This is a genomic window from Brevibacillus choshinensis (assembly GCF_001420695.1).
In the GTDB taxonomy this organism is placed as follows: domain Bacteria; phylum Bacillota; class Bacilli; order Brevibacillales; family Brevibacillaceae; genus Brevibacillus; species Brevibacillus choshinensis.
This window is the reverse complement of record NZ_LJJB01000010.1, coordinates 1855131-1868613: the sequence shown is the minus strand read 5'-3', so window position 1 is coordinate 1868613 and position 13483 is coordinate 1855131. Positions and strand designations below refer to the sequence as shown.

The following is a 13483-nucleotide window of genomic DNA, read 5'->3' as shown; positions in this document are numbered from 1 at the left end:
CTCTATTCCGCGCTCACGTTCTCTCGTATTTTTGACAGTACTTGCTTCAGAAACGCTATTTCCTGCTCAGAGATTCCTCGCAACGCGATCTCATGGACTTTTTCATCGATCGGGATCAGCTGGCTGGTGATCTCTCTCCCTGCTTCTGTCAGATAGACCAACGATGATCGTTTATCTTCTGGATTTGGCTTTCGGATCAGATATCCTTTGCGTTCCAGCAGATCTGATATTCTCGTCACGTTAGCTTGGTCTTTCCCTACCCTTCTACTCAGCTCCTTTATCGTGATGCTGTCTTCTTCCTCCAAACGTTTCAATACCGACCATTGTTCAGGCGTGACTTCCAAATGACTGAATTCGCTTGTCAATAATCGCGTTAAGCTGCGGCCCGTGTTATTTATCGAAAATCCTACCGCATCATCTAGATTCAAAATGGTCCCTCCTGCCCATAAATTACATGTCATAACATATATGTTGCAACAACAAAATAATAACATAGGTAATGAATTGGAATCAATTTATAAAAAAAGAAAGACCCTTATGCGAGATAAGGGTTAATTCCAGTGCGGAGGGCGAGTAAATGACGGCGGAAGCTTCGTGTCAGCATCGCCTTTCGCAGCATTGAGTTGGGTTTGGGTAAGAAAGAGGCACTCGGTCAGATCCGCTCCTCGCAGATCAGTATCGCGGAAATCTGCCCCAATCAGGTCCGTCATCCGCAGATCAGCTCCTCGAAGATCAGCGGCAATTAGGTACGCTCCTCTCAAGTTGGCCCCTCTGAGGTCTGCTCCCTTGAGCTTTGCCCCGATAAGATCAGCTCCTCGGCCGTACGTCTTCTTGCCTTTTTGCTGATGACTGACTTTTCCTCGTACGAGTTCGCTCGTCCGCAAGAGCAGTTCATTGACCCTTGATCGATGCACGGCGATATCCAGCTTTAGGAGAGCTTCTGGGCTAAGATCAGTGAGTCTCTTCGTCTCATCGAGGGCGTCTCTGATAGAATCGTGGATCGAACTGGCTGATTCCAATGCCAGTGCCTCCGTCAAATACCAGAGCAGCTCATGAAGTTGCCACATGATCGGAAACACATCAAACATTTGCTTTGCCGACTCCGGAGCCTGGTGCCAGTCGCGTCCCTCAAAAGTGCTTTGGGAAACCTTTTGCCCCGCACCAAAGCAGTCATATACCGTGCAGCCTCGGAAGCCAATTTCTCTAAGGCTAGTATGAACGCTGCACCGAAAGTCAGATTGTAAGTTGCGACAGGGCTTGCCGGCATCTTTATGGATGGCAAAGTCAGAAGAAGCTGCAAAAGGCAGTGCCACACAGCACAAGCCAAAGCAGCTTTCGCAGTCACCTTGCAGCTGGTGCCGCTCCTCATTCGTGAAAGGTTCTTTATTTGGATGATTCTCTGACATGTAGACCTCCCAGTTTCGTAGTTACAGAAAAAACACGACTCCCTCGCACTGTAGGCGAAAGGAATCGTGCTGGTTCTTCGTTCTTACTTAAATGCAATTTGTGATTCCAGCATGTAGTTGACGAACACGTCCGCAAAAGCCTCTGCCGTATTGTAGCATTCCTCTAGCGTATTGTTGGTTCCCCCGAACTCCAAAAGCAGGCTTCCCTCGGAAACAGACTGATTGTATACGCCGTTCCCTTCGTTCTTCCCTTTCAGAATCACTCCGCGTGACAAGCCAGGATAAGTCGCTTCCAGGCGAGCATGCAGATTTTCCGCTAGCTTCTTGTTTTCCAGATAGGTCGGGTTGGCAGTTCCAATCACAAACAAAACGCGTGAATACGTCTTCCCATTCAACGTAAGGGCAACCTTGCTGCGTGGCTCATCACTATCCCGATGGATGTCGAAAATGTATTTCAGGTTAGGGCTCGTTGTCGCTGCTGCCATGACGGCTTTGTACGATTCCGTGTAGGACATCGAGTAGCTTTTATTTTGCTCCGCCAGCTTCTGAGCAAAGTCGTCCTGATTTACCATAGACTCAATACCTTTGCCTTGCAACAGCTCACCCAAGCGTTTTCCAACCAGCGTGATATTGATTTCCGGGTCATCCACGGAGCTTCCTTGCGTATTTCGCGCAATATTTCGCCAAGACTCTCGGTTATGCGTAGAGTAAATGTACACCTTTTCATTCCCGATCATGCCGTTGTTGTATCCTACGCCTGATGTGTCTCCTCCGCTCGGTGGCAAAGTGTTGACTGGCTGAATGCGATCTACGATCCAACCGGCGATGTATGCTGTAGAATTGTCAGGCATGCGGATTACATACCAGTCTCCCTCTGTTTGTACAATAGGGAAGATCTGACCTGGCTGTACATTACCCACGACCGGATATGTTGTTCCGGGACCGCTCCTCAGATTGGTATCCGCATTTTTCACGCGAATCGTCGCTTCTTGTTGTACCGGATCTGGAGTAGTCGTCACGGGTATTTCTATCGGCAGTGTCTGCCCTGGATCTTCCGGTACGATTGGTTTATAAATGTAGGCGTAGGTGCCGTTATAGTTAATCGTATACCAACCGCCTGCATATCCGTAATGGTTGATAATGGTACCTGCGCTAACTTGTCCGATCACTGTGCCCAAAAAGTCTGGAGCCGTGTACACATCATAGCCTTCTGTTAATTCAATGGTACCCGCCCCAATACCAGCATCAGAAGGATAGGAAGGAACTTCTGGCACCGTCTGAATAGGAACCGGTTGTGGGATTGGTACAGGCATTGGTGCTGGTGCTGGAACTGGCTTTGGCGCAGGCGCTGCCGTTTCCGTCAAAAAGCGCACATTTACCCAGCCGCTTACTTTGTCAGACAGCTTAATTTGCGCCCAATCCCCTTGTTTTTTCACTTGCAAAAACACGCCATTTTTATCGATAATCTGCAATATTTGGGCAGTCGCATTCGGTTCTGCCCGAACATTCAGCATGTCCACATTGCTTTTTACATATTTGATTTGTGGAACCTCAATCATTTTGACATACTTATTATTGATCCAACCCGTCTTTCCATTGGCGAGCTTCACCTGTGTCCACTCTTTTTGTTCTTGCAGAATGGGCAGTCGTGTAGCTTTCGTGACTGTTCCGACGATTTGGGTGGTTGTTCCTGGAACGCTGCGAATATTTAACTGATCGACTGCTACCTCGACATGGGTGGCTGCTTCAGCAAATGACGGGGGCATCAGCAATAGTAGAAAGCAAACAGCTAACAAGCTGTTTTTTACACGTACAAGCAAGACCCTCATTCCCCTCCTCTTCCTCTTCTTTTTTTGGAAAATACATCCTATAGTACAAAGTTCTCGACTCGTCAACATATTCCTTCATTGTGCGACATCTTTTGCTTGTACAAAGACATAAAAAAGGATGAAGCGACAGGCTTCACCCTTTTCTCTTACGATCTCATTCCTGTTCCTCTTGTTCCTCCTTGTGAAAGCCACATTTCAGCAGCACTTTTATAGAGCCTGCGTTATTCGGCATGACCCCTGCTTCTATGCGATGAAGATCTGGCTCACCTCTTGCCATTTCTCCAGAGCATGTAGATATTCGCGAGGGAAGTAAGAAAGAGCAAGCCCAAAAGAATATTAGTCACGACCAGCGTGTTCGTTAAGCTCTGAATGGGTTCATTGATTAAAGTAACAATCCTCATCAACTTGCTCGGGAGCTCGTTAATCGAGGTGATGATGTCATGGAAATACTGAACGTAGCCCGCCAAACCGCATACCTCCTTTGTTGCCCGGTTCTATGTATAGTTTGAAAAAGAAAGCGAGCTTAAACATCGATGGATGAATCTATCCTACAAACACTAGGAAAGGCCCAGGGTGTCATTCATCCTTGGGCCTCCCAACTACTCTGTCATCTTCTATGATGGATAGACCCATAAAAAACAAAAAAGCCTTGATATATCAAGGCTTTTTCATCAATGGCGTCCCCGAGAGGATTCGAACCTCCGACCTACAGTTTAGGAAACTGACGCTCTATCCTGCTGAGCTACGAGGACATAGATATGATCTGGACAAGCCACCTAAATCTGCTGCCCACCTACCACCTTATTATATGCCGTTACCCTCCTTTTGGCAAACAAACAGGCCTCTCGAGCCGTGCCTGTGAGTACCGAAACGTACAAAAAGAAAGGACTAGGAGACGCTTCCCTAGTCCTCTTCCCGCATCTTTATCCCTTACTGATGAGCAAACTGCTCCTCCTCTGTAGACCCACTGAGAGCCGTCGTAGAAGATGTTCCCCCTGCAATGACTTGTGCGATCTCATCAAAGTACCCAGTACCCACCTCACGTTGGTGACGAGTAGCCGTGTAACCATGGACCTCGCTGCCAAACTCTGCTTGCTGCAGCTCAGAGTAAGCAGCCATACCTCGATCACGATAGCCTCTCGCCAGCTCAAACATACCGTAGTTCAGAGCGTGGAAGCCTGCCAACGTAACGAATTGGAACTTGTATCCCAGCTCACCCAGTTCATCCTGGAAGCGTGCGATCGATTCTTCATCCAGCTTTTTCTTCCAATTGAAGGAAGGCGAGCAGTTGTAGGCCAGTAGCTTTCCAGGGAATTTTTCATGGATCGCCTCGGCAAAACGGCGTGCTTCCTCCAGATTTGGCTCAGATGTTTCGCACCAGATCAGGTCAGCGTACGGAGCATACGCGAGACCACGAGCGATCGCTGCATCCAATCCACCATGTAGACGGAAGAATCCTTCTGGTGTGCGTTCTCCGGTGAGGAATGGCTGATCTTGTTCATCGATGTCGCTGGTAATGAGGAAAGCGCCATTCGCATCGGTACGTGCCACGATAATTGTCGGTACTCCCATTACATCCGCTGCGAAACGAGCAGAGATCAGGTTGCGAACAGCTGCTTGGGTCGGAATGAGTACCTTGCCACCCATATGACCGCATTTTTTCTCAGAAGCGAGCTGGTCCTCAAAGTGAACACCTGCTGCACCCGCTTCAATCATTCCTTTCATCAATTCAAATACATTCAGAGGGCCGCCAAATCCCGCTTCTGCGTCAGCTACGATCGGCGCGAACCAATGAGTATCGGTACCACCTTCGGATTGATCGATTTGATCGGCGCGCTGGAGTGCCTGGTTGATGCGCTTTACGACTTGAGGGACGCTGTTTGCTGGATAGAGACTTTGGTCGGGATACATTTGCCCGGAAAGATTGGCGTCCGCCGCAACTTGCCAGCCACTCAAGTAAATAGCCTTCAGTCCCGCTTTTACTTGCTGGATAGCCTGATTCCCGGTTAGTGCACCCAACGCCTTGATATGATGCTCAGTATGGAGCAACTGCCACAAACGCTCTGCACCCAGTCGCGCTAACGTATGTTCTACCTGAACAGATCCACGTAGACGGACGACGTCTTCTGCAGTATACGTACGAGAAATTCCTTGAAAACGCTCGGCTTGCCAGCTTTGCTCTACCTGTTGAATCGCTTCTTGCTTGTTTTGTTTGCTCATTTTCGTTTCCCCCACTCGATTTTTATTTTTTTATAAGAATTTACGATTTCCTACGATTATGAAAGATAGCGATAACCAGGCACGGTCAGGAAGTCTTCGAATTCATCTTCCATCACCAATTGCAGAAAGAGTCCTCCTGCCAACGGAAACTTGCTTTCCTCATACCGCTCCAGACCCATTGTTGTTTTCAATGTTTGCAGTTCCTCACTCAACCATTGTTTCACCAATGCCTCTGTTACCTTTCGTCCATCCTGTAAGACTCCACGCGGGTGACGCATCCACTGCCAGACCTGTGCTCTAGATATTTCTGCGGTCGCTGCGTCCTCCATCAGATTGTGGATGGGTACAGCACCAGAGCCGCGCAGCCAAGCTTCTACATATTGCAATCCGACACTGATATTCGTGCGGACGCCTTCCTCGGTTATCACCCCTGCTGGTACAGCCAACAGATCGCTAGCCGTTACTTGCACGTCCTCACGTTTGTACCAGATCTGGTTGGGCTCTCTCATTAAACGGTTAAATACTTCCATTGCCACTGGCACCAAACCAGGATGTGCCACCCATGTGCCGTCGTGACCGTCGTACGCCTCACGCTCTTTGTCCGCGCGTACTTTGGCGATTGCTTCCTCATTTTTGACCGGGTCGTTCTTGACCGGAATTTGTGCGGCCATCCCACCGATGCATGGCGCTTGCCGCTTGTGGCATGTTTTTACTGCCAACGACGTGTAGGCCTTCATAAATGGAACCGTCATCGTCACTTGAGCACGGTCTGGTGTAATGACATCTGGTTGATTGCGCAGCTTTTTAATGTAGCTAAAGATGTAATCCCATCTTCCACAGTTAAGTCCAGCACTATGCTCCCTCAACTCGTACAAAATTTCGTCCATTTCAAAAGCAGCTAAGATCGTTTCTATCAACACCGTTGCCCGGATCGTGCCGCGAGGAATATGGAGTTCATCCTGAGCAAACAGGAATACATCATTCCATAAGCGTGCCTCAAGATGGCTTTCCAGCTTGGGAAGATAGAAATAGGGGGCTGTACCATTCGCCATCAACGCCTGCACATTGTGGTAAAAGTACAGACCAAAGTCGAGCAGGCTACCTGAGATCGGTTTGTTATCTAAGGCGATGTGTTTCTCTTCCAAATGCCATCCGCGCGGGCGAACGATTAGTACAGCTGTCTTTTCATTCAGTGAGTACTGTTTCCCCTCAGGACTGGAGTAGGAGATATTCCGGCGTACGGCATCCTTCATGTTGATCTGGCCTTGAATGGTGTTGTCCCACGTTGGTGAGTTTGCATCCTCAAAGTCTGCCATGAAAAGACGCGCCCCTGAGTTTAGTGCATTGATGACCATTTTGCGGTCACCAGAAGGTCCGGTGATTTCTACACGCCGATCCATCAAATCAGCTGGCAGGGGCGCTACTGTCCAATCACTTTTGCGGATCTCTACAGTCTCTGGCAAAAAGTCAGGTAGCTGTCCCGCGTCAATTTTTAGTTGTCGTTCTTGTCGCTCGGCCAGCAGTTGCTGGCGTCTGTCACCAAACTTCTGTTCCAGCCTGATGATGAATTGGATCGCTTCTGGTGTAAGAATGTCGCGATAGTCGTCGAGCAATTCTCCGGTAATGCTCAATTCCAAAGGATAGGGATTAGTAGGGATCGTGGTCAAAATAGCTCCTCCTCCATCAGAGAAACGTTATTATGATACAGACGCATTTTTAAATTCGTATTATAGTACAGGAGGTTCAAAAAAAATAGTCTTACTCCTGATATCCGCTGCCGCTGCAATGACTGCAGCTGACATGCCCATCGCCTAGACAATTGTGGCAAGCCGCCCCATTTTCGTCGTGACCTACTCCTCCACATCTTGTGCAACATTGTTCGCCGTTTCCCTCGCAACGGTAGCAGTCCATTTTCCATTCCCTCCACATCTGTATTAAAACAATATTCTTAAGATTTGTTTTTATTATATAACAGAGATTAGTACAGTGCAACACACATTTTTTAAATTTTTCCTTCTGTATTACAACAATAGAAAACTTGGAAGCCTTGGCGCTGGCGAATTCTTAGTTGCACTTGTACTATCAACCTTAAATATGAGTTTTTACGATAGTACAAAGAAACAGCCCTTGTCCCTAGGGAGCAAGAGCTGTTCTGCACGTCTTTTTTGTACTTCTTATTTAGGCGAAATTTTTTCTACTCCACCCATATACGGACGAAGTACTTCTGGGATGATGATCGATCCGTCTGCTTCTTGGTAGTTTTCCAAAACAGCAGCGACGGTACGACCAATCGCGAGGCCCGAGCCATTCAGCGTATGCACGAATTCAGGCTTCGACTTGGTATCGCGGCGGAAACGAATGTTGGCACGACGAGCCTGAAAATCTTCGAAGTTCGAGCACGACGAAATTTCCCGGTACATATTGTTGCTCGGAATCCATACTTCGAGGTCAAACTTCTTGGCAGCTGTAAAGCCCAAATCTCCAGTACACATGCTCAATACACGATAAGGCAAGCCCAAGAGTTGCAGTACTTTCTCCGCATTTTTCACCAGTTTATCCAACTCATCATACGAATCTTCCGGCTTGGCGAACTTAACCAGCTCGACTTTGTTAAATTGGTGCTGGCGAATCAATCCACGTGTATCACGGCCTGCCGAGCCCGCTTCCGAGCGGAAACAAGCGCTGTATGCTGCATAGTAACGAGGCAGGTCTGCCCCATCCATGATTTCATCACGATGCATGTTGGTCACAGGAACTTCAGCCGTTGGGATCAGGAAGTAATCAGGCCCTTCCAGCTTGAACGCGTCCTCTTCAAACTTTGGCAATTGGCCGGTTCCCGTCATGCTCGTACGGTTGACGATATAAGGTGGGATTACCTCTTCATAGCCGTGTTGATTAGCATGCAGATCAAGCATGAAGTTCATCAAGGCACGTTCCAGACGAGCTCCCATCCCTTTGTAGAACACAAAGCGGCTACCCGTTACCTTTGCCGCTGCTTCAAAATCGAGGATACCTGCTTGGCTAGCGAGATCCCAGTGAGGTTTTGCCTCAAAATCAAAGTTCCGTGGCTCTCCCCATGTCCAGGCGACTACGTTCTCGTCCTCGGAAGTCCCGATCGGTACACTATCATGAGGTAGGTTAGGCAGGCTCAGCAAAATCAGTTCTTGCTGTTCATCCAGCTGGCGCAGCTCCTCATCGAGAACTTTGATTCGCTCGTTTACTTCTTTCATTTCTGCAATCAAATGATCCGCATTTTCCTTATTGCGCTTCATTACTGCTACTTGCTCGGATACATTATTCCGTTTGTTTTTTAAGGCGTCAGCTTCCTGAATCACCTGGCGTCTTTTTTCATCCACTTCAGCGAATTGATCCAACGCCGAAATATCTTCATTGCGATGGGCTAAACGACGTCTTACTTCTTCCAGATCTTGACGCAATACTTTTACGTCCAACATGTGAGAATCCCTCCGAATCGATTTTCAAAAAAACAAAAAACACCCGTCCCCTGGTAAGGGACGAGTGTTGTATACCCGCGTTGCCACCCTCGTTGACAAATGCACCGTACTACTCGCATCTGTCCACTCTTCCGTCATAACGGGACGGTGCCGGACAAAGTTTATCCTTTGCCACTCCGAGATGGATTCCTTCGCACGCCGGATCGGTTTGCACCCACCACCGACTCTCTAGGCCAGGCTCTTGCGAAGTACTTGTTCTCATCAGCGCATTCTCTCATTCATTCTTGCTTCTATTGTTAACTGTACTACAGGTTCTATACCTGTGTAAAGGGCGGCTGTCTGCGCAAAAGAAAAACCGACACCACATCGATGTCGGTCTTGTTTTGTTTCATAATCCGTTAACTATGGTATTCTTTCACCATGTCGAGGAAGTACTTGTGCAAACGGATATCATCAGTTAATTCCGGGTGAAAAGCTGCAGCCAAATAATGACCATCTCTTGCAACAACGATCTTCTCTTCGTATTTCGCCAACACCTGGCCATTTTCCCCTACTTCCATCACATAAGGAGCACGGATGAAAACAGCAGGATAATCAGCGGCCACACCCGCTACAGGCATCTCGACCTCAAAGCTATCCTTTTGACGACCAAATGCATTACGTTCTACTTTGATGTCCATCAGACCAAGGTGGAAATCGTCTTGCCCGTTGATCCGATTCGCCAACAGGATCGCTCCTGCACATGTCCCGAAGATCGGTTTCTTCGCTTCACCAAATTCGCGAATCGCTTCTATGAAGCCGTATTTATGCATGAGCTTGCTGATCGTTGTGCTTTCTCCGCCCGGAATGACTAAACCGTCCAGGTCGTCCAACTCTTCCACTTTTTTCACGGAAACGGCTGTCGCTCCTGCCTCTTCCAGCATTCGGACGTGTTCCACTACCGCACCTTGCAAAGCTAGTACACCGATTTTCATAGCGCTCACCTTACCAGCCGCGATCTTGCATGCGGTCCGCTTCACGGATTTTGGAGATCTCGATACCTGTCATTGCACTACCCAAGCCTTTGGATACGCGAGCGATCAGTTCGTAATCGTCATAATGAGTGGTTGCTTCCACAATCGCGCGTGCAAATTTCTCAGGATTTTCTGATTTAAAGATTCCGGAGCCTACGAATACACCATCGGAACCCAGTTGCATCATCAGCGCTGCATCTGCAGGAGTGGCTACACCACCTGCTGCAAAGTTAACGACTGGCAGCTTACCGGTTTTGTGTACTTGTTCCAGAAGCTCATATGGTGCCCCCAGATTTTTCGCTTCTGCCATCAGTTCATCGTAGGACATTGCTTGAACTTTACGCATTTGAGCCATCATCGTGCGCATATGGCGAACTGCCTCTACGATGTTTCCGGTCCCTGGCTCTCCTTTTGTGCGGATCATGGATGCACCTTCACCGATACGGCGCAGAGCTTCACCCAGATCACGTGCGCCACATACAAACGGTACAGTGAAATCTTTTTTATTGATATGGTACAAATCGTCCGCAGGGGTCAATACTTCACTCTCATCGAGGTAGTCTACACCCAGGGACTCCAGAACACGCGCTTCCACGAAATGACCAATACGTGCTTTTGCCATGACAGGAATCGATACAGCGTTCAACACTTCTTCCACGATGCCCAGATCAGCCATACGTGCTACGCCACCTGCTGCACGAATGTCAGATGGTACACGTTCCAGTGCCATTACCGCTACTGCACCGGCTGCCTCTGCAATCTTTGCTTGTTCAGCATTGATAACGTCCATGATGACGCCACCCTTTTGCATTTCAGCCATACCTTTTTTCACGCGGGATGTTCCTACCTGTACCATTTCGATTCCCCCTATATCACGAAGTCAGAACCAGAACTGTTCTGTGGTGTTATGGTTCGTTGATAAGGTCATTGTAAACGAAAGGTGTAGAAAAAAACAACCCTTATTTCTTCGATCCAGAAAAAAGAAAAAAAGATCCCCACCTCGCGTAGAGATGGGGACTGGCTTATTTACTTACCTGTAGCACTGCTAAACAGGTTGCTAAAGAACTGAATAATGCTACGGAAGAACAGTCGGATCCAGCTACCTTCTTCGACTTCCTGGCTAGCTACGACGTCAATGCCCGCTTTTGCTGCATCTTCCGGTTGCAAGTAATCGCTGTCCTTTGCTCCCTCTTCTTTCAAGACGAGCTTACCGATGACTTGACCTTGCTTGATTGGTGCCGTTAGCTCTTGGAAGGTCACGGTTGGTGTATACTTCGCTTCCGTACCAATCTTGGTAAGCACGTTTACTTCACTGCCCGCTTGAGCACCGACAGTCAATTCTACACCGTTTTTCACAGGTGCGGTTTCAAAGCCTTTGATTGTTGCGCCCTTGTCCATTTGCTTCGTGAGTTTAAAGTTGCTAAACCCGTAGTCAAACAGCTTTTTGGTTTCCACAAAACGTTTTGTTTCATTGTCGGTACCCATAACAACGGAAATGACACGCATGTTGTCACGAGTCGCTGTTCCTGTAAAGCAGTAACCAGCAGCTTTGGTATAGCCTGTTTTCAGACCGTCTGCCCCTGGATAGTAGTTGTTCAGATCAGGCAGCATCCAGTTGTAGTTTGCTTTCTTCAGCTCATTCGGTTTACCGTCACGGAAAGTCAGGCGAGGAATTTTGGATACCTCGATCGCTTCCGGGAAATCGCGTATCAAAGCACGTGCCAAAATGGCGGAGTCACGAGCAGACATCAGGTTTTCTACTTGGTCCGTTTGTACAGAGTATGGACCCAGTTCATTCGCTGGCAAACCAGTAGACGTTACAAAAGACGTATTGGTCATACCCAATTCTTTTGCTTTTTTGTTCATCATTTGCACAAAGTTTGGTTCACTGCCGGCAACTTTTTCCGCCAACAGGACAGTCGCATCATTTGCCGATACAACAGCCATTGCCTTGTACAGTTCTCTGACACTAAAAGACTCACCAGCATTCAAGTAAACGCCAGATGCATCAGAAATTTTCGCCACATAAAAAGCGTATTCACTTACGGGAACTTGCTCGTCCCACGTGATCTTCTTTTGCTTCACGGCCTCTTGCACCAGATACTCGGACATCATTTTACTCATACTAGCAGGTGGCAATGGCACGTCAGGATTAATGCTATACAGGATTTTACCTGTTGATGCCTCTAAGAGAATGGCAGATTTGGCTGCCAGTTGTAGATCGGCTGCAGGTGCTGCATCGGCCTTTGTCGCAGCTCCTCCCATTGCTGTAGCAAATACAGCGACAGAAAGGAACAGACCTGTCAAACGCTTCGTCCATGTCTTTCGTTTCATTAGATTCTCTCACTCTCCCATTTCTGTCGATATCTTGTCTTCCTACTAAACGCACACACCATTTTAAGTTTACCATAGTTTATAGGCACGCTTGAAGCTTGTTTCGGCCTGTAATCTATGGCAAACCTTAGAAAAAACCCCCTTTCACTAGAAGGAAAGGGGGTTTTAGGTCCTGTGAACTACAGGGTTCCCTAGGAAATTGAGTAGTTTGGAGCTTCTTTGGTGATTTGAACGTCATGTGGATGACTCTCACGCAATCCAGCACCTGTGATGCGAACAAACTGGGAGTTTTCGATCAAATCGTCGATCGTTTTCGCTCCGCAATAACCCATACCGGCACGCAGACCACCGATCATTTGGAACGTAACGTCTGCCAACGGCCCTTTGTAAGGAACACGACCTTCGATACCTTCTGGAACCAGCTTTTGTTCGTTTTCCTGGAAATAGCGATCTTTACTTCCCGCTTTCATCGCACCGATGGAACCCATCCCGCGGTAGACCTTGAAACGACGACCTTGGAAAATTTCAAATTCCCCTGGGCTTTCTTCCGTTCCTGCAAAAAGGCTACCGATCATAATGGCAGATGCGCCAGCTCCTATCGCTTTTGGCAAATCACCGGAGTATTTAATGCCCCCGTCGGCAATAATTGGAATATTGTACTCTCGCGCTACACGGGCGCAGTCGTTAATCGCTGTGATTTGCGGCACCCCGATACCAGCTACTACACGGGTTGTACAAATGGAACCAGGTCCAATCCCTACTTTTACTACCGATGCCCCTGCTTCGATCAGATCGCGCGTAGCTTCACCAGTCGCTACGTTTCCTGCGACAATTGTCAGGGTCGGGTATACTTTTCTAATTTCTTTTACCGTATCGATTACGCCTTTGGAATGGCCATGAGCAGTATCAACTACCAGGACATCCACACCGGATTTTACCAAGGCTGCAGCGCGTTCGAATGTATCACCGGAAACTCCTACTGCCGCACCACACAATAAGCGTCCCTGTGTGTCTTTTGCTGCATTCGGATACTGGATGGCTTTTTCAATATCCTTGATGGTGATCAATCCCATCAGGATGTTATGCTCGTCCACCAGTGGAAGCTTTTCAATCTTATGCTTTTGCAGGATAGCTTCTGCTTGTTGCAGGGTTGTCCCTACTGGGGCAGTCACCAGACCATCCTTTGTCATTACATCATGAATCGGGGTGGAGAAGTCGTGCACGAA

General features: G+C 48.1%; 11 protein-coding genes, 1 tRNA gene, 1 pseudogene and 1 other annotated feature (1 of these 14 running past the window's edge). All 13 genes and pseudogenes read right to left on the bottom strand.

All coding sequences use genetic code 11. The features are described 5' to 3' along the window. Positions 1-2 precede the first annotated feature (2 nt). The gene (locus AN963_RS18895) at positions 3-428 is read right to left on the bottom strand and encodes a MarR family winged helix-turn-helix transcriptional regulator (protein WP_161827294.1); all 426 of its coding nucleotides are present in this window, start codon (positions 426-428) and stop codon (positions 3-5) included. Between the two features lie 123 nt (positions 429-551). Then, positions 552-1406, bottom strand: a complete 855-nt coding sequence (locus tag AN963_RS18890; RefSeq protein WP_055746032.1) for a pentapeptide repeat-containing protein — start codon at positions 1404-1406, stop codon at positions 552-554. A gap of 83 nt (positions 1407-1489) precedes the next feature. Then, positions 1490-3226 (bottom strand): stage II sporulation protein P, encoded by a 1737-nt coding sequence (gene spoIIP, locus AN963_RS18885; RefSeq protein ID WP_055746368.1) that lies wholly within the window; start codon positions 3224-3226, stop codon positions 1490-1492. Between the two features lie 184 nt (positions 3227-3410). Then, a pseudogene (locus AN963_RS32385) lies at positions 3411-3491 on the bottom strand (GNAT family N-acetyltransferase); the annotation flags it as partial. A gap of 7 nt (positions 3492-3498) precedes the next feature. Further along, a complete protein-coding gene (locus AN963_RS18880; protein ID WP_055746031.1) occupies positions 3499-3702 on the bottom strand; it encodes a hypothetical protein in 204 nt (67 codons plus the stop codon). Between the two features lie 208 nt (positions 3703-3910). Beyond that, a tRNA-Arg gene (locus AN963_RS18875) sits at positions 3911-3987 on the bottom strand. Positions 3988-4165: 178 nt separating this feature from the next. Beyond that, positions 4166-5455: an isocitrate lyase gene (gene aceA, locus AN963_RS18870; RefSeq protein WP_055746030.1), complete on the bottom strand. Its 1290-nt coding sequence runs from the start codon at positions 5453-5455 to the stop codon at positions 4166-4168. Between the two features lie 56 nt (positions 5456-5511). Further along, complete coding sequence (gene aceB, locus AN963_RS18865) at positions 5512-7122, bottom strand: malate synthase A (protein ID WP_055746029.1); 1611 nt, start codon at positions 7120-7122, stop codon at positions 5512-5514. Positions 7123-7629: 507 nt separating this feature from the next. Then, positions 7630-8910, bottom strand: coding sequence for a serine--tRNA ligase (gene serS, locus AN963_RS18860; protein WP_055746028.1), 1281 nt, complete (start codon positions 8908-8910; stop codon positions 7630-7632). A 53-nt stretch (positions 8911-8963) separates the two neighbouring features. Then, positions 8964-9184, bottom strand: a binding site (T-box leader). 124 nt (positions 9185-9308) lie between these two features. Further along, positions 9309-9884 carry a pyridoxal 5'-phosphate synthase glutaminase subunit PdxT gene (gene pdxT, locus AN963_RS18855; protein WP_055746027.1) on the bottom strand — a complete coding sequence of 192 codons (576 nt, stop codon included), beginning with the start codon at positions 9882-9884 and terminating at the stop codon, positions 9309-9311. A 10-nt stretch (positions 9885-9894) separates the two neighbouring features. After that, on the bottom strand, positions 9895-10779 hold the full coding sequence (pdxS, locus tag AN963_RS18850; RefSeq protein ID WP_055746026.1) for a pyridoxal 5'-phosphate synthase lyase subunit PdxS: 885 nt from the start codon (positions 10777-10779) through the stop codon (positions 9895-9897). Positions 10780-10949: 170 nt separating this feature from the next. After that, a complete protein-coding gene (locus AN963_RS18845) occupies positions 10950-12257 on the bottom strand; it encodes a D-alanyl-D-alanine carboxypeptidase family protein (protein ID WP_055746025.1) in 1308 nt (435 codons plus the stop codon). 191 nt (positions 12258-12448) lie between these two features. Next, a protein-coding gene (guaB, locus tag AN963_RS18840; protein ID WP_055746024.1) for an IMP dehydrogenase crosses the window boundary here: on the bottom strand, positions 12449-13483 show its 3' portion. The gene runs 426 nt beyond the window's last position; 1035 of the gene's 1461 nt are visible here — the last part of the coding sequence; its start codon lies beyond the right edge, outside the window; it ends in the stop codon at positions 12449-12451.